The sequence below is a fragment of the Apolloniradiicaulis salifontis genome (genome assembly GCF_053756655.1).
The window spans coordinates 2,518,039-2,537,381 of the sequence record NZ_CM132387.1 but is presented as its reverse complement, the minus strand read 5'-3'; the positions used below and the strand labels follow the sequence as shown (position 1 = coordinate 2,537,381).

General features: G+C 66.0%; 15 protein-coding genes. 4 read left to right on the top strand and 11 right to left on the bottom strand.

The annotated features are described in order from the left end of the window. Positions 1–149: 149 nt before the first annotated feature. Positions 150–2,816: a PAS domain-containing protein gene (locus ACWCOP_RS12135; RefSeq protein ID WP_478248551.1), complete on the top strand. Its 2,667-nt coding sequence runs from the start codon at positions 150–152 to the stop codon at positions 2,814–2,816. On the opposite strand, the gene ACWCOP_RS12130 is transcribed toward ACWCOP_RS12135, so the two are convergent. After that, the gene (locus ACWCOP_RS12130) at positions 2,813–3,550 is read right to left on the bottom strand and encodes a PepSY domain-containing protein (RefSeq protein ID WP_478248550.1); all 738 of its coding nucleotides are present in this window, start codon (positions 3,548–3,550) and stop codon (positions 2,813–2,815) included. The genes ACWCOP_RS12135 and ACWCOP_RS12130 overlap by 4 nt on opposite strands. Before the next feature lie 4 nt (positions 3,551–3,554). Next, positions 3,555–6,134 carry a valine--tRNA ligase gene (locus ACWCOP_RS12125; RefSeq protein WP_478248549.1) on the bottom strand — a complete coding sequence of 860 codons (2,580 nt, stop codon included), beginning with the start codon at positions 6,132–6,134 and terminating at the stop codon, positions 3,555–3,557. Positions 6,135–6,266: 132 nt separating this feature from the next. Between ACWCOP_RS12125 and ACWCOP_RS12120 the strand changes: the two genes are divergently transcribed. Continuing rightward, on the top strand, positions 6,267–7,478 hold the full coding sequence (locus ACWCOP_RS12120) for a hydroxymethylglutaryl-CoA reductase (protein ID WP_478248548.1): 1,212 nt from the start codon (positions 6,267–6,269) through the stop codon (positions 7,476–7,478). 92 nt (positions 7,479–7,570) lie between these two features. On the opposite strand, the gene ACWCOP_RS12115 is transcribed toward ACWCOP_RS12120, so the two are convergent. Next, positions 7,571–8,188 carry a class I SAM-dependent DNA methyltransferase gene (locus ACWCOP_RS12115; RefSeq protein WP_478248547.1) on the bottom strand — a complete coding sequence of 206 codons (618 nt, stop codon included), beginning with the start codon at positions 8,186–8,188 and terminating at the stop codon, positions 7,571–7,573. A 240-nt stretch (positions 8,189–8,428) separates the two neighbouring features. Here ACWCOP_RS12115 and ACWCOP_RS12110 point away from each other — a divergent pair, with 240 nt between their 5' ends. Continuing rightward, positions 8,429–10,240: an ABC-F family ATP-binding cassette domain-containing protein gene (locus tag ACWCOP_RS12110; protein ID WP_478248546.1), complete on the top strand. Its 1,812-nt coding sequence runs from the start codon at positions 8,429–8,431 to the stop codon at positions 10,238–10,240. A gap of 225 nt (positions 10,241–10,465) precedes the next feature. On the opposite strand, the gene ftsY is transcribed toward ACWCOP_RS12110, so the two are convergent. The 6 genes from ftsY to ACWCOP_RS12080 all read right to left on the bottom strand — a co-directional run bounded on the left by ftsY (position 10,466) and on the right by ACWCOP_RS12080 (position 16,359). Continuing rightward, positions 10,466–11,779 (bottom strand): signal recognition particle-docking protein FtsY, encoded by a 1,314-nt coding sequence (gene ftsY / locus ACWCOP_RS12105; RefSeq protein WP_478248545.1) that lies wholly within the window; start codon positions 11,777–11,779, stop codon positions 10,466–10,468. Further along, positions 11,776–13,089 (bottom strand): tRNA (N(6)-L-threonylcarbamoyladenosine(37)-C(2))-methylthiotransferase MtaB, encoded by a 1,314-nt coding sequence (gene mtaB, locus ACWCOP_RS12100; RefSeq protein WP_478248544.1) that lies wholly within the window; start codon positions 13,087–13,089, stop codon positions 11,776–11,778. The genes ftsY and mtaB overlap by 4 nt, the downstream gene beginning before the upstream one ends. 78 nt (positions 13,090–13,167) lie before the next feature. After that, complete coding sequence (locus tag ACWCOP_RS12095; RefSeq protein ID WP_478248543.1) at positions 13,168–13,677, bottom strand: potassium channel family protein; 510 nt, start codon at positions 13,675–13,677, stop codon at positions 13,168–13,170. A gap of 3 nt (positions 13,678–13,680) precedes the next feature. Next, the gene (locus ACWCOP_RS12090; protein WP_478248542.1) at positions 13,681–15,141 is read right to left on the bottom strand and encodes a TrkH family potassium uptake protein; all 1,461 of its coding nucleotides are present in this window, start codon (positions 15,139–15,141) and stop codon (positions 13,681–13,683) included. A gap of 121 nt (positions 15,142–15,262) precedes the next feature. After that, positions 15,263–16,045 carry an SDR family oxidoreductase gene (locus ACWCOP_RS12085; protein WP_478248541.1) on the bottom strand — a complete coding sequence of 261 codons (783 nt, stop codon included), beginning with the start codon at positions 16,043–16,045 and terminating at the stop codon, positions 15,263–15,265. Next, complete coding sequence (locus tag ACWCOP_RS12080) at positions 16,045–16,359, bottom strand: nuclear transport factor 2 family protein (RefSeq protein WP_478248540.1); 315 nt, start codon at positions 16,357–16,359, stop codon at positions 16,045–16,047. The genes ACWCOP_RS12085 and ACWCOP_RS12080 overlap by 1 nt, the downstream gene beginning before the upstream one ends. A gap of 177 nt (positions 16,360–16,536) precedes the next feature. Between ACWCOP_RS12080 and ACWCOP_RS12075 the strand changes: the two genes are divergently transcribed. After that, entirely contained in the window at positions 16,537–16,806 is a 270-nt protein-coding gene (locus ACWCOP_RS12075; protein ID WP_478248539.1) for a winged helix-turn-helix transcriptional regulator, read from the top strand. Between the two features lie 92 nt (positions 16,807–16,898). Here ACWCOP_RS12075 and ACWCOP_RS12070 read toward each other — a convergent pair whose 3' ends face one another. Together ACWCOP_RS12070 and ACWCOP_RS12065 are read right to left on the bottom strand one after the other, a co-directional pair. Next, complete coding sequence (locus ACWCOP_RS12070) at positions 16,899–17,948, bottom strand: 1,9-bis(guanidino)-5-aza-nonane synthase (protein ID WP_478248538.1); 1,050 nt, start codon at positions 17,946–17,948, stop codon at positions 16,899–16,901. Then, the gene (locus ACWCOP_RS12065) at positions 17,945–19,189 is read right to left on the bottom strand and encodes a type III PLP-dependent enzyme (protein ID WP_478248537.1); all 1,245 of its coding nucleotides are present in this window, start codon (positions 19,187–19,189) and stop codon (positions 17,945–17,947) included. Before ACWCOP_RS12065 ends, ACWCOP_RS12070 begins: the two co-directional genes overlap by 4 nt. Positions 19,190–19,343: the final 154 nt, after the last annotated feature.

Here is a 19,343-nt window from a genome sequence, read left to right as displayed (position 1 = left end):
AAAAGCTTTTGATCGTCTGTTTGAGAAACGATCCCTTCAAGTAAGGCGCAGCATACCGGCTAAGCGTGTCAAGGCCAGAGCACGGGGCGCCCTGCGCTGATATGGTGTCGCTTCACCCTGTGATTCGCCCTCCGGCCCCGGTGTCCCGCTTGCCCCATTCCGCCCCCGCTTCGCGCCCACATGGCCCGGAGACGGACGCGCTTCTGGACGCGTTCGCCGAAGCCGCCGCCCTGGTGGGCCCGGGCGGCCGGATCCAGCGGGTGAACCGCGCCTTCACCGCGCGCTTCGGTCCCGGCCCGTGGGCGGAACGCAGCCTGGACACCCTGCTCATCGATCCGCTGGACCTGCACGCGGCGCCGTGGCGGCTCGCCGCGTCGTCTGCGTCTTCCGGTCCCGCCTTGATGCGTGTGCGCCTGCCTGACGGTGAGGCGATGGACGCGCGCATTACTGTGCGGCGCGCCTCGCAGGACGCCTTCCTGGCGACGCTGGTCGCCGCACCCGTAAGCGAGCCGGGGGGTGAGCCGGGGATTTCGCTCGCCCAGACCCGCCTTGATCTGGCGCTGCGCTATGGCGGCCTGAGCCCGTGGCGTCATGACTTCGACATCGGCGAAGGCTGGGTGGAGGGGGCGCTTGGCGAGGAGTATCCCGCGCCGGCGGGGTTCGGCCCCGGCGGTTGGCGCGGTCGGGTCCATCCTGACGACCTTCCTTCGCTGAATGCGGCGTTCCTGGCCATGGAGTTCGGCGGCCGGCTGGATCAGCGCTTCCGGGTGCGTGCGCCGGGCGGGCTCTGGCGGATTCACCACGCCAGCGGCGTGCGGGAGCCCGGCTTCGGCCGCGGCGCGCGGCGCGCGTCCGGCTTTCTGCGCGAGCTGGGAGTCGCAGGAGGGGACGCGGAGACCGATACCGCAGAGGCGGCCGCGTCCGCTCAGATGAGCGCCTGGACCTATGAGCTTAACGCCGCGCGCCTGCGCCTGACCGGGGCGGTGCTTGAACGGCTGGGCCTGCCGGCGCCTGCATTCGAGATGAGCATGGCCGATTGGCGCGCCCGCGTGCCCGAGGCGGATCAGTCCCAGATCGACCGGGCGACGCGCGAGCTGGCCCGCGACGGCGTCACCGAGGTGGAGTACCGGGTGCGCGCGGAGGACGGCGAGCTTGTTTGGCTGTCGCTTCGCGGCGGGGTGAGCGAGCAGGATGAGTCTGGCGCGGTGCTGCGCTATTCGGGATTTCTCGCCGAGATCGGCCCGCGCAAGCAACTCGAGCAAAAACTCGCCGAGCGCGAACGCCAGCTTTCTGAAGCGGTGGAGGCCGGACTGATCGGGATCTGGTCGATCGACCTTCTGACCGGCCGCCAGACGGTTCAGGGCCGTCTGGCGAGCTGGATGAACGCCGGTCCGGACGGCGAGGTCCTCGCCGAGACCTGGCGCAGAGTGATTCACGAGGATGATTTTCAAAACGCCTATCAGGCGTTCGAGAATGTCGCCGCCGGTCATCATTTTGGTGCGTTCGAATACCGGCTTCGCGCACCGCAGGGCTGGCGCTGGGCGCGCACCACCGGGCGCATTGTCGAGCACGATCCGGCGGGCCGAGCCTTGCGGGCCGCCGGGGTGGTCATCGACATCTCGGCCGAGCGGGCCTTCGCGCGGGCTCTGAAAGCCGAAAAGCGCCGCTTCGAGACCGTGTATCAAAACACGCCTGCCCTCATGCATTCGATTGATGTGCAGGGCCGCACCATCATGGTCTCAGATTACTGGGTGGCCCGCATGGGCTATAGCCGCGAGGAGGCCCTCGGCGCGCCGGGTTGGTCCTTCTTCGCCCCCGCCGACCAGGCCCGCCTGCGCGGCGACATCATCCCGCGCTCCATGCGTGAGGGTGTGATCCGGACGGTCCCGCTTACTCAGGTCACCAAGTCCGGCGAGCGCATCGAGGTGCGGCTGTCGGCGTTCTGGGAGCGCGACGAGGCCGGGCGGCCGGTCCGCGCGCACGGCGTGCTGGACGAGGTCGGTGATCTCAATCAGGTCCGCCGCGATATGGAGAGCCGCAATCAGGAGCTTGAGCGGGTCAATCGCGAGCTCAACCGCTTCACCACCATCGCCTCCCACGACCTGCAGGAACCCCTGCGCAAGATTTCCGCCTTCGCCAGCCTCTTGCGCCGCCGCTATGCGGGCACGATCGACGCGGACGCCGACCGCAGCCTTGAATTCCTGGTGGACGCCGCCGGGCGGATGCGCACGCTGATCGATGATCTGTTGGCCTACACCCGCGCCTCCAGCCGAACGATCGAGCCTGAACTCGTGAATCTCGGCGCGCTCTGGGATAAGGTCGCCAAAGACCACGACCTGCAGATCGCGGAGGCCGAAGCAGTGCTGGAGACCGGCGATCTGCCGTCCCTGCGCGCCGACCCGGTGCTGATGAAGCTTCTGCTCGCCAATCTTCTTTCCAACGCCCTGAAATACCGCAAGGGACCCGGCGTGCGCATCGCGGTGAAAGGATTCACGCAGCGTGGCGAGGTCTGCCTGAGCTTTGCCGATGACGGCATCGGCTTTGATCCGCGCTTCGCCGCGAAAGTGTTCGAGCCGTTCGCGCGGCTGCACGGGCGCGACGAGTTCGCCGGGACCGGCATCGGCCTGGCGATCTGTCAGCAGGCGGTGGAGCGCCAGGGCGGGCGGATCTGGGTGGAGAGCGCCCCCGATGAAGGCGCGCGTTTCCTCATCACCTTGCCGGCCGGAGAGGCGGAGCCGGTGTTAGACGCTGAAACTGGAATCCGAGCCGAGCACGGCGAGAGCACGAACGGAGAAAGGGAAGACGGCGCCGCCTAATCCCTCGGGGTGAAGAGCGGCCGCCGGCGGCGGCGAAGCTCCACAAGCACGATCCGGCGCATCCGAACCACTAGAAGGCCCAGCCCCGCCAGCACGGTGAACAGGGCGAGGCCCGCCATGATGATCAGAAGCGGGTGATTGAAATTCTCGCGCTCGCGATAATCCATGATGTGCAGCATCCAGAAGACGTCGAAGACCCGCCACATGTCGTTGCGCCGGGCGTCGATGACGCCGGTGGCGGCGTCGACATAAAGCCGCGTGCCTTCGCCGTCGTTAAAGCTCACCCGCCAGGCGGCGTGGTTGCGGCGATACTCGAAGGTGGGCTCGGCGAAATACTCCACATTGGTGATTTCCGCCTCGCCGGCGTATCCAGCGGCGGCGATGTCGCGGGCTGACTGGGCGTCCAGGGGTGTTCTGCGAAAGCCGGAGAGGGCGTCCACGACGATCCTCTGACCACCGGCGTCAAAGCGCCAGACCGGCCCGTCATGCCAGCGCGTCAGCGTCGCGGTTTCCACATCCACAAGGCCCGCGATCGCCGCGGCGCGCTCGGGCGTCAGCACCTGATCCAGCGGCAGCGGATAGTCCGGCGCCGGCGCGATCGTATGCTCTGCGCGCACCTGCTCGATGGGCATGAGGCTCATGGCCAGGCCCCCGAGCACCCAGAGGAAAATCTGGATGCCGACCACCAAAGCGAGCCATTTGTGGGCCCGAATGATCCAGCGCGTGACGCTCAACCGCTCATTTCTCCTGGGGCTGAAGCTGCAGCGCCACGGTGAAGCGCTCATCCGGCGAGGCCGCCGATTTCGCATCGTCCGGCGCGTCGCCGGCGCGGGCGGCCTCAGAATTGGTGACGGCCAGGAGGTCGTCCAGCGTGTCGCCGATCAGCGCGGCGAGATCGCTCTCGCCCACCACGGTGAGGGTGGAGGCCGGCGTCTTCATGGAGACCTGAGCTTCCGACTTCACCTTGCGCGCGGCCGAGAGGATCGCAGTGAACGCCTCTCCCTGGGCGCTGTTCAGGCCCGGCTCGGCCTGATCCTCGCCCTTCGGCCACTGGCCGCGCGCGTGGACCGTCGCCGGCGCGCCGTCGCGGTCGCCATGCAGGATGTCGTAGAGCGCGTCGGTGACATAGGGCGTGAACGGGGCGTAGAGCCGGATGATCGTGTCGGTGGCGTGCCAGAGCGTCAGGCAGGCCGAGATCTCCGCCGGGCTCGGGGCGCCTTCAAAGCGGGTGCGCCGCTTCACGATCTCCAGATAGTTGTCACAATAGGTCCGCCAGAAGAAGTCCTCGATCCCCCGCTGGGCGGCGGCGTACTCGTAGTTTTCAAAGTTCTCGGTCGCAGTCTTCACCGTCTCGGCCAGACGGCCCAGAAGCCACTGGTCCAGCGGATGGGAGACGGCGCCGGACGCGATGTCTTCCCGCACGGTTTTCGGATCAAGGGCGCCGGCGTCCTCGGCGGCTTTGAGCGCCATGTGGGCGAGCTTTGCGGCGTTCCACAGCTTGTTCACCACGCGCTTGCCCTGCTTGAGGGTGTTTTCGCTCAGCGCGGTGTCCTGGCCCAGGCGCGAGGTGCCTGTCCAGAAGCGCACGGCGTCGACGCCGTACTGGTCCAACAGCTTGATGGGGTCGACCACATTGCCCTTGGACTTGCTCATCTTCGAGCCGTCACCCGCCAGGCACCAGCCGGAGATGGCGATATTGGTCCACGGCACGGTGTTCTGGTGATGGAGCGCCTTCACGATGGTGTAGAAAGCCCAGGTGCGGATTATCTCATGGGCCTGCGGGCGTAGCGCCATAGGAAACTGGCGCCGGTGGCTTTCGATATCGAGGGCGTAGTCCTCGTTGATGGCGCGGGTGTTCAGCTGCGGGCTCACCGAGCTTGTGGCCCACGTGTCCATCACGTCGCGTTCCGGCTCCACCTCGTGGGCCTCATAGCCCTTGGGCGTGTGAGTGGTGGGATCAATGGGCAACTCGTCGGCGGTCGGCACGATGAGCTTGCCCTCCTCGCCCGCGCGCTTGGAATACCAGACCGGAAGCGGCACGCCGAAATGGCGCTGGCGGCTGATCAGCCAGTCCCATTTCAGCCCCTCCACCCAGCTTTCCAGGCGCTGCTTCATATAGGCGGGGCGCCAGGTGATCTCGTTGGCCTTTTCAAGGATCTGGTCCTTGAACTCCAGCGTCTTGATGAACCATTGCGGGGTGACGATGATCTCCAGCGGCGCGCCGGAGCGCTCCGCCACGGGCACCACCTGATGGGTGGTCTTCTGGGCCAGCAGCAAGCCCTTCTCGCGCAGGATATCAAGGATCGCCGCCTTGGCCTTTTCGGCCTTCAGCCCCGCCAGCGCGGCGATGGTCTCGCGGGCGCTTTCGAGCTCGAGGCTCGGCCAGTCGTCAGTCCCGATGGGCAGGTCCTCGATCATCTTGCCGGCGCGGTCGATGACGATGCGCAGGGGCAGTTTGTGGGTGCGCCACCAATTGATGTCCTGGATATCGCCGAAAGTGCAGCACATCACCATGCCGGTGCCCTTTTCAGGGTCCACGGCCTCGTCGGCGATGATCGGCACCGGCACATGATAGAGCGGGCTGATCGCGCGCTTGCCGATCAGCTCCTTGGCGCGCGGGTGCTCTGGATGGATCATCAGCGCGCCGCAGCCGCCGATCAGCTCGGGGCGCGTGGTGGCGATCACCGCCGGCTCGCCGCCGCCTTCGATCTGGAACGGGATCTCGTTCAGCTTGCCTTCGCGCTCGATCTCTTCGACTTCGGCCTGGGCAAGCGCGGTGCGGTCGGCCGGATCCCACAGGGACGGCTCCAGCCGGCGCTCCAGCAGGCCTTTATGATAGAGGTCCAGAAAGCTCATCTGCGAGATCGTCCGGCTTTCATCGGAGATCGTCTGGTATTCCCGGCTCCAGTCCACCGACAGGGCGAGCCGCGTGAAAAGATCGCGGAATTGCTGCTCGTACTCGGGGATCACCTCGCGGCACAGGGCGACGAACTCGTCGCGCGGCATGGTCCCGCCGCGCACCTTCTTCACCTTCTCCACCAGGCGCTCGGTGGGCAGGCCGTTATCGTCCCAGCCGATGGGATAGAGCACGTTGCGCCCGCTCATGCGCATGTAGCGGGCCGTGATGTCGGCCTGGGTGTAGGAATACACGTGCCCGATATGCAGTGCGCCGGACACCGTCGGCGGCGGGGTGTCGATGACATAGTCGCTGTCCGCCGACGCGCTCGGGTCCCACTGAAACGCCTTCTCCTCCGCCCAGCGGGTTTTCAGCGCCTCTTCGGAGGCCTTGGCGTCGTAACTGTCGGGGAAGGCTTTCATCGTCGCGCGTCCGGTCGTGTCTGGCGGGAAGGAGCGCGCGGTTTAGACGATTTTGAGCTTGCGTGGAAGGCGCAGAGGGACATGGTGCTGGCGAACTCGACGCTGTGCGTGAGCCCGGATAGGGTTTCGCCCATGACCGACGAATCTCGCAGAAACGACGTCCGCGCCCGCATTCCGCGTCGCCCCGACGATGACCATTCGCGCGAGGCGGCGCAGGAGCGGCTGGATTTTCTGAAAGACCGCACCGGCGCCGAGCTCACGCACGTGGCGTCAACCTCCATCGATCCGGCGGTTACTAAGGGCAATATCGAGAATTATATCGGCGCCGCGCAGATCCCCATCGGCGTGGCGGGACCCCTGCGCGTGCGCGGCGAGCATATCGACGACGAAGACGTCTATGTCCCGCTGGCCACCACCGAGGGCACGCTTGTGGCCAGCTATAACCGCGGGATGCGCATCCTGTCCGAAGCCGGCGGGGTGAAGACCACGATCCATGAGCGCTTCATGCAGCGCGCGCCGGTGTTTCACTTCGATGACGCCCGCGGCGCGCGGGCCTTCAAGGACTGGCTTGAGGCCAATATGGACGGCGTGCGCGCGGCCGCCGAAAGCTCGTCCTCGGTGGCCAGGCTCTCCCATGTGGAGACCTACGCCATCGGGCCCATGCTCCATGCGCGCTTCAATTTCACCACCGGCGACGCGGCCGGCCAGAACATGTCGGGCAAGGCCGCCGACGCCGCCTGCCGCTGGATCGCCTCGGCCCATCCCGGCGGCGTCCGCTACACGCTGTCAGGCGCCATGGACACCGACAAAAAGCACTCCCAGCTCAATATGCTCAATTCGCGCGGCGCGCGGGTGATCGCCGAGGCGCGCATTCCCGACGCCGTCTTGCGCGAGCGGGTGGGCGTAAGCGCCGCCGAGTTGTTCCGGGCGCGGCTCAACTCGTTCGCCGGGTCAGTGCTGGCGGGCTCGGCCAATAACGGCATGCACGCCGCCAACGCGCTGGCGGCCCTGTTCATCGCCTGCGGCCAGGACGCGGCCAATGTCGCCGAAAGCCACGCGGCGATGACCTATGTGCGTATCGAGGACGATCCTGAAACCGGCGAGCCGGTCTATTACTGGTCCATCACCCTGCCGGCGCTGATCGTAGCGACCTTCGGCGGCGGGACCGGCCTGCCCACGCAAAGCGAATGCCTGCAGCTGCTGGGCTGTCAGGGCAAGGGCAAGGTGGGCCGCTTCATCGAGATCTGCGCCGCCACCGTGCTTGCGGGCGAGGTGAGCCTTGCCGGCGCCGTCGTCGCCGGCGACTGGGTTGAAAGCCACGAAACGCTTGGGCGTAATCGGTAGGGGTTGGGGCCCCGCGCCATAGTCTCAGCTACAAAAAACCCCGCCGCGGCGTGCGCCGGGCGGGGCTTTGAGCTTGAAGGGGAGGAAAGCGCCTAAAGCACCTCCAGCGTCACCAGCTTGCAGTTGTTCAGATGGTAGGGCGCTTCCTCGATGGAGACGATCTTCGCCTTGCCGTCCTCTTCCAGCTTGGCGAAGTGGGCCTCATAGCCGTCGCTCCAGACCTCCTCGTGAACCGTGGCCACGATCGGCCCGCCCTTGCGAGTGATGCGCACCAGCTCGTTGAAGCCTTTCGGTCCCACATGGGCGTGCGTGAAGGTGCCCACGCACACTATGGCGTCATAGCTGTCGGTCTCGTAGGAGAGCGGCTTGGTCATGTCTTCGGGTTGAAGAGTGCGGTAGGCGCCCTTGTCGCGCGCCACGTCCAGCATCTCCGGCGACAGATCCATGCCGTCAATGGTCTTGAACCCGCGCTCGGCCAGTTCGACGCCCGCCAGGCCGGTGCCGCAGCCGGCGTCGAGAATCACCGCGTCGGGCTTCACAAGGCTCTTCACCTTGTCCGCCGCCACGGACGGCGCGACATAGCCCATGCCCTCGACCGTATCCTCATCATAGGACTTGGCCCAGTCCTTATAAGCGTCACGCGTTTCCTCAGGCCCGCCATCAAGGTTATAGATGCGTTCTAGGATTGGATTTTTGGACGTCGCTGCCACGGTCGGCGCTCCCTTGTCTAAAAAACTTTAGTTTTCATCATAACGGCTTTTCGTGGGAGTGCAAAATTGGTGCGAATATTTCAATTTACTGTCATATAATTAATTGAATATTCGAACGCACGCACATGAAAAGAAAACGTCGATCCAGCCTGCCGGTTCCAGGCTTTATTGCGGATCGGCCATGACAGGCGGGCGGCCTTGCGCTAACGCAGGGGTCCCGCCGCCCTGCCGAGGACGTTCATGGCCCCGCCGCTTCTCACCCTCGCCGACACCGCGCTCACCTTCGGCGCCACGCCGCTTCTCACCAATGCCGAGATTATTGTCGGTCAGGGCGACCGCATCGGGCTGGTGGGCCGTAACGGCTCGGGCAAGAGTTCGTTTCTCAAGATCGCGGCCGGGATCATCGAGGCGGATTCCGGTGATCGTTTCGTGCATCCCGGCTCGACGCTGCGCTATCTGCCCCAGGAGCCGGATCTGGCCGGCTATGACAGCGTGATCGACTATGTCCGCGCGGGGCTGGCGCCGGGCGATGAGGATTACCGAGCCGATTATCTGGTGGAGCATCTGGGCGTTGATCCGGCCGCCTCGCCGGACACGCTGTCCGGCGGTGAGGCGCGCCGCGCGGCGCTGGCGCGCACGCTGGCGCCGCAGCCCGACATCCTGTTGCTGGACGAGCCGACAAACCATCTCGACCTGCCCGCTATCGAATGGCTGGAAGGCGAGCTGAAGGCCTATAGAGGCGCGCTGGTTCTGATCAGCCACGACCGGCGCTTTCTGGAAAACCTCACCCGTCAGGTGGTCTGGATTGATCGCGGCGTGACGCGTCGACTGGACAAGGGGTTCGCCCATTTTGAAGCCTGGCGCGACGAGGTGTTCGAGGCCGAGGAAACCGAGCGCCACAAGCTGGCGCGCCAGATCGCCCGCGAGGAAGACTGGATGCGCTACGGCGTCACCGCGAGGCGCAAGCGCAATGTGCGCCGCGTGGGCGAGCTGGTGGACATGAAGTCGAAGCTGAAGACCTGGCGCGGCCCGCAAGGCGCCGCGAACTTGTCCCTTTCGGAAGCCGAGCGCTCGGGCAAGCTGGTGATCGAGGCCGAACATGTGGCCAAGTCCTATGACGGCCGGCCCATCGTGGAGGACCTCTCCATCAAGATTGCGCGCGGCGACCGCGTCGCCCTGGTGGGTCCCAACGGAGCGGGCAAGACGACGCTGATCAAGCTTCTGACCAAAGAGATCGAGGCCGACGCGGGAACCGTGCGCCTGGGCGCCAATCTGGAGATCGCGAGCCTTGATCAGAAGCGCGCCGCGCTGAAACCCGAGTGGACGGTGAGCGAAGCCATCGCGCCGGGCGGCGGCGAGCGCGTGGTCGTGGGCGGCCAGGTCAAGCACGTGGCCGCATACATGAAGGATTTCCTGTTCTCTTCCGAACAGGTGCGCACTCCGGTCAAAGCGCTCTCCGGCGGTGAGCGGGCGCGCCTGATGCTTGCGCGCGCCCTGGCGCTGCCCTCCAACCTTCTGGTGCTGGACGAACCCACCAACGATCTTGATCTGGAGACGCTGGATCTGCTCGAAGAGCTGATCAGCGAGTATGACGGCACCTGTATCCTGGTCAGCCACGACCGCGATTTCATCGATCGCACCGCCACCGCCACCATCGCCTGGGAAACCGACGGCGTTTGGCGCGTCTACGCCGGCGGCTATTCTGACATGGTCGATCAGCGCGGCGAGGGGGTGCGGGCGCGCGAGAAGGCCGGGGCGCAGTCCGGCTCGAAGGCGGGGGCCGGCGGCGGGGCTGGCGCGTCCAAGCCGCGCGCCGCGAAAATGAGCTTCAAGGACAAGCATGCGCTGGAGACCCTGCCCGGCGAGATCGAGAAGATCGGGGCGCGCATGGCTGCAATCGAAAAACAGCTCGCCGACGCCGGCCTGTTCTCCCGCGATCCTGAGCGTTTCAACGCCCTGTCGCTGGAGCATGCGGCCCTGGGCGCCGACAAGGCGCGCAAGGAAGAGCGCTGGCTGGAACTGGAAATGCTCCGCGAGGAGATGGAGGGTTAGGGGCTGTTCTCTGCAGTCCAGCTTTGAAGCGCGCACATCAGCATCCGCGCAACTCCCTCCCCTTTACGGGGAGGGTGGGCCGAGGCGAAGCCTCGGGTCGGGTGAGGTCCCAGGCGCCAAGCTATGAAGATCTGGAGCCGCGCCCCCTCCGCCCCGCGCTTCGCGCGGCGCACCTCCCCCGTAAAGGGGGAGGAGTAAGGCGCTCCAGTGTCGCTCAGACCCGCCTCAGCCCTCAAGCCCCGCCAAAGCGCGCGCAAACGCCCTTGCATCAAAGGCGGTGAGGTCGGCTTCGCCTTCGCCGACTCCGATGAAGTGGATGGGCAGTTTGAATTTCTCCGCGACCTGAACCAGCGCGCCGCCTTTGGCGGTGCCGTCCAGCTTGGTCATGATGACGCCGGTGACGTTGGCGGCCTCCATGAAGGCTTCGGCCTGGGAGATGGCGTTGGAGCCCACCGTGCCGTCAAGCACCAGGATCACGTGGTGCGGCGCGCTTGAATCCTGCTTCTTCAAAACACGGACGATCTTCCTGAGCTCGTCCATGAGCTCGGCCTTGTTCTGCAGCCGGCCGGCGGTGTCGATGAGCACGGCGTCGGCGCCGCGGCGCTTGCCTGCTTCGAGAGCGTCGAAGGCGAGCCCGGCCGCATCCGCGCCCAGAGGTCGCGACATGAAGGTGGCGCCCGCGCGCTGTGACCAGACTTCCAGCTGTTCCACGGCGGCGGCGCGGAAGGTGTCTCCGGCGGCGGCGATCACGTCGGCGCCCTCGCGCGTCATCTTCACCGCAATCTTGCCCAGCGTGGTTGTCTTTCCCGAGCCGTTCACCCCCACGAAAAGCACGACGCGCGGGCTGTCTCCCGACATGTCCAGCGGCTGGGCGTAGGGCGCCAGGATTTCAGTGACCACTTCGGCCAGGGCTTCCTTGATCTCTTGAGGGGTCACATCCTTGTCGAACTTGTCGCGCGCCAGCCGCGCCGTGACGCGCCCGGCCGCCTTGGCGCCCAGATCGGCCGCGATGAGCAGATCCTCTAACTCCTCCAGCGCCTCGTCATCGAGCTTCCTCTGGGTGAACACCGCCGAGACCGACTCGGAAAACCGCGAGGAGGATTTCTTCAGGCCCGAGGCGAGGCGGGCGAAGAAGCCGGTGCGGTCGCCCGCGTCAGACACGCCGTCGGCGGGTGCGGGCTCTGGTTGAGCAGCTTCCCCGGGCGGGACGTCGGCAACCGGCGGGGCAGGCTCTGGCTCTGGGGCGGCGGCGGGATCGGGCGCAATGTCTTCCGGCTCAACCGGCGCGTCGGGGTCGCTCGCAGGCGGATCGGCCGGGGCGACCGGGTCGGGAAGGTCAGGCTCGGGCGTCGCAGGCTCCTGGACGTCTGGCGGCGCGGCCTCGTTCACCGGCGCGGCTTCGCCGCCCGTGGTCTTGACACCCGCCTCTTCGCCGCCCGTGGTCTCGACAACCGTCTCTTCAACGCCCTCCTCGGCGGGCTCCGCATCTCGGGCCGCGTCCTGTTTCTTCTTGCCGAAGCCGAACTTGAACCAGCTCAAGACACCGCCTCCACCGCCTGGCCTATCAGGCGCTCGCCGTCATGGCCGGTGATCCGCGCCTGCAACAGCGCGCCGGGCCGGGCCGGGGCGTCCAGAAGAACAGGCGAGAAATCATCAGCGCGCGCAAAGCCGGGCTTTTCCATGATCACCGTCAGGGTGGCGCCGACGCGGCGCTGGAGATGGCGGCGCAGCGCCTCGTCGCCCTTCTCGCGCAGGCGCGCGGCGCGCTCCTTGATGACGGTCCCGTTCACCTGGGGCATGCGCGCGGCCGGCGTGCCGGGGCGCGGCGAATAGGGGAAGACATGCAGGAAGGCGAGATCGCACTCGTCCACAAGCGCCATGGAGTTTTCAAACATCGCCTCGGTCTCGGTGGGAAAGCCAGCGATCAGATCCGCGCCGAACGCGATGTCCGGGCGCACGCTGCGCAGCCGCCGGGTCAGCGCGATGGCGTCATCGCGCGAATGGCGGCGCTTCATGCGCTTTAAAATCATGTCGTCGCCGGCCTGAAGCGAGAGGTGCATGTAGGGGCACAGCCGCTCTTCCTCGGCGACGGCGCGGAACAGATCCTCGTCGATCTCGATGGGGTCAATGGACGACAGGCGCAAGCGCTGCAGGTCGGGGACCTGTTTCAGGATCGCGCGCACCAGGCGTCCGAGCTGCGGCGCGCCGGGCAGGTCCTGGCCCCAGCTTGTGAGATCGACGCCGGTGAGCACGACCTCGCTATGGCCGGTCTCAACAAGGCGGCGCACATGATCGACCACCTCGCCGGCGGGCGCCGAGCGGGCGTTTCCACGGCCATAGGGGATGATGCAGAACGTGCAGCGATGGTCGCACCCGGTCTGCACCTGAACAAAGGCGCGCGCCTTTCCGTCCAGCCCGTCCACCATGTGCGAAGCGAGATCGCGCACCGCCATGATGTCGCCCACCTCGACCCGGCCGGCGCCCGAGACGGTTTTCGCGCTGAAGGTTTCCGCGCGCATCTTCTCGGCGTTGCCGATGACGCGCGATACCTGGGGCATTTTCGCGAACATGTCCGGGTCGATCTGGGCGGCGCAGCCGGTGACGATCACTTCTGCATCGGGGCGCTCGCGCTTGAGGCGGCGAATGGTCTGACGCGCCTGGCGCACGGCCTCGCTGGTCACCGCGCAGGTGTTTACAAGAATGGTGTTCTTAACCCCGCCCGCGCGCGCATGGTCGCGCATCACTTCCGACTCCCAGGCGTTCAGCCGGCAGCCGAAAGTGACGATCTCTACGTCGTCGCGCCCGGCCGCTTCGGCCGACGCTTCAGGGTTATCCACAGGGGCGGTCATGGGCGCGCAAAGTGGGCATGGCGAGGGGTCCGGTCAAGGCGGCGCATGCGCATAGGGCCGCGCCCGCCCGCGCTCCCCTCAGGCGCCGGTATCGCCGTTCTCTCCGCCGCGGGTGCGGGCGGCGGGATCTTCTTTCCCGCCATCGTGCCGGGCGTCGCGCTCCACCGCGCCTTCATCGAAGCCGCCGGCGTCCTGCGTGCCCATGTGCACCAGAGCCCGGGCCATGGCGTGGGCGGGATCGACGCGTTCATCAAGGCCGATCTTGTCGCAGATCGGCTGGTAGGCGCGGTCCTCGACCTTCAGGATCACCCGCTTGACGCCCGCCGCCTTGCCCACGAGGGCGGCGATGATGTTGTCCTTGTCGTCGTTGTTCAGGCAGTACATCACATCCACCTTTTCAGGATTGGCTTGCGACAAGACGTCGGGCCGCGCGCCGTCACCCTTGATGAACGCCACGTCCAGATCGTCGGCGGCGTCCTCGAACGTCTCCTGATCGGGGTCGATGAGGATGACGTCGTCGCCGCGCTTGGCGAAGGCGCGGGCGGCTTCAAGGCTCATGGCGGTCAGGCCGGTGATGACGATACGCATGGCTCAGCTCTCTTTAGCGGCGCCGCCGACCCAGGTCGGCGGCCAGATCATGATAAGCAGGGCGATGAACTCCACCCGGCCCAGGATCATGGCCACGGTGAGCACGGCTTTCAGGCCCGGTTCCAGCTCATGCCCCACAATCCCGATGGACAATCCGGTTGTGGTCACTGCGCTGGCCACTTCAAACAGGGAGTCCGCCCCGTAACCGGCCACCAGGAACGGGATCCAGGCGATGAAGATGGTCGCCACCGACAGAATGGCGATGGTAAGGACGCTTTCCAGCTGATCCCGGCGCACCAGCCGCCCGGCGACGGACAGGCGGGTCACCGCGTCCGGCGGCAGGCTGGTGCGCTGCAGGGTCAGGCGCACCATGGCGATGAGGGTGCGCACGCGGAAGGTCTTGATCCCGCCGGCGGTGGACCCCGAATTGCCGCCGATCCACATGGCGATCATCAGCACGGCGAGCCCCGCCGGCGGCAGACTGCTCACCTCCATGGTGGTGAAGCCCGCATTGGTCTGGGCCGCCAGCGCCATGAACGGCGCCTGGGCCAGCACGTCGCGCAGCGCGACGCCGTCCAGCACCATGAAAACGGCGAGCCCCAGGATCGCCAGGGTGGCGAAGCTGAACAGGGAGAGGACGTCCGACCACAGCGCTTCGCTCGGCGGCCTCTTGCGCAGGATTTGCACGTAGAATGAAAAGCTGATCGCGCCGACGATGGAGAACCCGATCAGGACCAGCTTCGGCGCCCATCCCTCCAGGATCGCTGCGCTCGCTGAATGGGGCGCGAACCCGCCCGTGGCCAGCGCGGTCATGGCGAATTGAAGACTGGTCCAGGCGTCCGGCCCCGTCGCCCAGAGCGCCAGGAAACACGCAGCGGTGAGCAGGACATAGACCTGCAGCGTGCGCCGGGCGCGGGTGCGCAGGGGCGCCATGGGGTCCTCGCCCATGGGCTGGGCCTCGTTCAGCCGATGGGCGGCGCTGGCCCCGGCGCCGCCCATCAGGCCCAGCACCAGCACCGCAAAGCCGAGCCCGCCAATCCACTGCATCCAGGCGCGGGTGAACACCAGCGTGGAGTCAAGCTCCTCCGGCGCGGGCAGGACCGACATTCCGGTGGTGGTGAGCGCGGAGACCGACTCAAACAGGGCGGCGTTCAACGGAACGCCGTAGGCGGTCATGGCCCATCCCATGGCGATGGGCGGCCCGATGAACACCGCCGCCATCACCACCAGAGCCTCGTTCAGCCGCGGCGCCCGAGGCCGCTTCATGCGTCCGAACGCGCCGATGGCGGCGAACACCAAAAGCACCACGCCGCAGCGCACCGCGAAAGGCCAGTCTCCGTCGATCAGCGCCAGCGCGCCGGGGACCAGCGGCAGCGGGATCAACGCCAGCAAGGCCAGCGCGCCGATATGCGCCACCACGCGCGGGCGCACGGCGTAGCTGAGGATCGTCGCACTTTTGTCCATGGGGGCCTTAACACAGCGAAGAGGAGGGGAGGTCAGGGGAGAAAAGTCCGCGCAAACGCGGTGGCGCCTACAAACTCACAGCGCGCTCTTTTCCTCGGGCCGCGAGGCGCCTCGGTGCGGCTTATGCAACAGGCAATGTCCCGCCGTCGATCACATGCTCGCTGCCGGTGATCGACGCCGCGCGCGCCGAGGACAGGAAGCCGACCAACTCAGCGACTTCCTGGGGCCGGGCCGGACGACCCAATGGAATGCCGCCAAGCGATTGCATAATGATCGCCTTACCGCCCTCGCGGTCAATCCCGGCGTCGGCGGCCAGCCGATCAGCAAGGGCGATCGCCGCATCGGTCTCGATCCACCCGGGCGAAACGCGCACGACACGAACACCCTTCGGGCCGACCTCCTTTGAGAGACTCTTTGAGTAGGTCGACAGCGCGGCTTTGGCCGCGGCGTAGGCCGTAGTCGCGTCCGGCAGAGGCATTCGGTTCTGGATGGACGTGACATGGACCACGACGCCGCCGCCCTGGGAGATCATCCTCGGTAGAATTCGCCGGTCGAGCCTGACGGCCGCCATGAGGTTGAGAGACAGTTCATATTCCCAGTCCGTGTCGTCAAGTGCTGCAAAGCCGCCACCCTGCGCCTTGGAACCGCCCAGCATGTTTACGAGCACGTCGAGGCCGTCGAACTGTTTAAAGACCGCTGCTGCGACGGTGTCGGCTCCCGCCGGGCTGGTGACGTCCGCCATGACGAATTTCGTACCGTCCGGGCGTCCCGGCGCGTCGCTGCGCGCCGTCACCATGACCCGCGCGCCCTGCTCGACGAAAAATTTTGCGGTCGCCGCGCCGGCTCCGCGGGTTCCGCCGGTTACAAGAACACGCTTCTCCGCAAGGTCGAGATCGAGCGCCATCACACAATCTCCAGCTTCGCGACCAGATCGCCGGAAAGATCGAAACGAAACTCCAGCCGAGCCGTACTGCCCTTGAAGTCGCCGGTGATGCGGCAATGCACTGTCGTTCGACCATTTTCGGATTCGACGGACAGGATGTCGAGCCGATAGCTGATGCGGTCCGCCTCGGCGCGCCAGTTGCGGATCTGCGCGCGGCCGCGATGGGTGCGGCCTTCGTCCACGGCGATTCCGTCTTCGGTGAAGCAGTCTGCAATAGCCTCGGGCGACCGCGCGGCGAAGTAGCGCGCGACGGCGAACGGAACGGTATTCGTCATAGCCTTGTCTCCATAAAAGTTAAGTCTGCGGCTACTTGCGCTTCACCTGTGATTTCGGCAAGAACGCACGAAAAGGTTTGGTACTTACCTCGAGGTTAGCGATTGGATAGTTCTACAAAATCGCAGGCGACATATACGCGCGAAACGGCGACGGCCGGCGTCGAGGCGGCCCTGAAAATGATCGAGGGCCGTTGGAAGCTGGTGATCCTGTTTCATCTGTTCGGCGGCCGAGTGCTGCGGTTTTCGGAGCTCGAGCGGGCGATCCCGGAGGTCTCGCAGAAAATGCTGATCCAGCAGCTTCGTCAGATGGAGCGCGACGGCATTGTAAAGCGGGTCGTCTATCCCGAGGTCCCGCCGAGGGTGGAATACGGACTGACGCAATGGGGGCAGGCGCTTTGCCCGGCCGTTGACGCGCTGCTGACCTGGGCCGGCGGCCGGCCGGTCTGACCATGGCGCCATCAAGGCCGTCCCCGAACGCCGGCGCAACGAAAAAAGGGCGGCTCCGAAGGACCGCCCTTTTTCACCAGGTCAGACAACCCCTAATCTTCAAACATGTCCGCGAAGCGGTGGCGCGGGCGCTGTTTCCAGGCGCCACGGTGGAACACGTCTGACACGATGACCGGAGCCACGGTGGTGGCTTCGGCGAACACCATCTGCTCCAGGGCCACGTCCACCTTGCCCCAGCTGCAGGCTTCTTTGAGCGTCGAGGACGAGCAGGCGCCGTCGCGCACGTCGGCCACGGTGATCTGCACAGCATAGGCGTGCATGGACACGTTTTCATGGCCGAGAATCTCGGCGCACACGACGGTGTCCTGGGCGAAGTTCTTCGGCACGCCGCCGCCGACCATGAACAGGCCGGTCTTGCCCGCTTTGATCTTCACATCGGTGCATTCGCGAAAATCGGCGACGGAATCGATGGAGAGATAGGCCTCGCTCTTCTTCATGCGCTCCACCTGGTGCTTCACCAGGCCGAACCCGGCCGAGCAGTCGGAGAAGGCCGGCACAAAGATCGGAACGCCGTGCTTGTAGCACTCCTCGATGAGGGAGCCTTCTTTCTTGGCGTTGCCGTCGGCCAGCCATTTGCCCATGGCCTTGATGAAGGCGCGGCTGGACATGGGGCCGGCGGGCAGGGAGTCCGCGATGTCGCCGATGACATGGTCGCAGGTCTGCAGCTCTTCTTCGTCAATATAAGTGTCGTAGATCCGGTCGATATACAGATCGCGTAAGTCACGGTCATCGACGGTGTCGCTGGCCTGATAGTGCTTGAAGCCGAGCGCCTCGAAGAAGTCCATGTCCACGATGGACGCGCCAGTGGCCACGATGCAATCGACCATGTTGTTGCGCACCATGTCGCGCCAGACATGCATGCAGCCACCCGCGCTGGTGGACCCGGCGAGGGTGAGGATCACGGCGCAATCGGGATCGGCCACCGCCTGCTGCAGGATGCGGGCGGCGCGCGCGGCGTCACGGCTGGAGAAGCTCATCTTCTCCCAGGCATCAATGATCACGCGACCATCGAAGCTGGCGATGTCGATATGCTCCACCGGGTTGGCGAGCAGCTCGGCCTTGCGATTTGAGGTGTCGGTCATCCGCGTCTCTTCATCAATCGGGTTCGGCGCCGGCGAAGCCCGCGCGCAAAGGGCACCACGCGCCCGCCCGTATCGGGCAGGCTCTGCGCGGCGTCGGTGTAAAGGCTGGTCCAGGGAAAGTCCTGGACGGTCTCGGTCTGCACGTCGCCAAAGCCGTTGAAGCGGGTCGCCATGGCCGTGCCGTAGGCGCCCAGCATTCCAAACTCCAGCACGTCGCCTTCAGCCAGGTCCGCTGGCAGATGATACGGGCCAGGCATGGAATCGATGGAGTCGCAGGTCGGCCCGTAAAGCTTGAACGGCGCGGTCTCCTCGCTCACCAAGCCGTCAGCACGGTGAACCCGGATCGGGAACGGCCACTTGGCGTGCACGATGTCGAACAGACAGCCATAGGAACCGTCATTCATGTAAACCGAGTCGCCCTTGACCAGTTCCACACGGGTGAGGATCGAGACCGATTCCGCGATCAGCGCGCGTCCGGGCTCGCACCACAGATCGGCGTTCTCCAGCACCATCATTTCTTCAAAGGCGGCGCGCACAGCGTTCATGTACTCGTCCATGGGCGGCGGGGTCATGCCGGGATAGACCGACGGAAATCCGCCGCCCACATCCACGATGTCCACGGTGACTCCGGCCTTCACGATCAGCCGGCTCGCCTCCATCATCGCCGAGCGATAGGCGCTCGGCGCCATGCACTGGCTGCCCACATGGAAGCTCACGCCGAGCTCCTGGGCGTAGTTTCGCGCCTTGCGGATCAGCTCCGGCGCCTCGGCCTCGCCTGCGCCGAACTTGCCGGCCAGCGGCAGAGTGGCGCCGTCATTGGAGACGGCCAGGCGCACCACCAGGGTGAGATCTGCCGCGTAGCCGGTCTCGGCGAGAATCTTCTCCAGCTCGGCTTCGCAGTCGAGCACGAAGATGCGCACGCCATGATCGAAATAGGCGCGGCGGATCGCATGCCGGCTTTTGACCGGATGCATGAACGCCATCCTCGCCTCGGGGCAGCGCGCCGCGACGAGTTCGACTTCAGGAAGCGAGGCGACGTCGAAAAAGCGTATGCCGGCCGCGTACAGGGTGTCGATCACCCACGGCGACGGGTTGGCTTTGACGGCGTAAAGAACCTCGCCGGGAAAGTTTTTCTGGAACCAGTTCGCTGCGATCGTCAGTCGATCGGGCCGCGCGCAGGCGACCGGGCCTTCAACAGGCCGAGAGCGGACCAGGTCCAGGGGCGTATCGTACTGAGACAACTCACGTGACCCCCTGCTTTTTGTTAACCCAATCCGGCATCGTCACCTCCGCCGGGACGCGCGGGATAGGATTTCGCGGCCCCTGTGTAAAGCGAAAATTCTTTTCGACGAGGCCGTGGAGTGCTGGTTCGTCCGCTCCGGTTTTGCTTCGAAG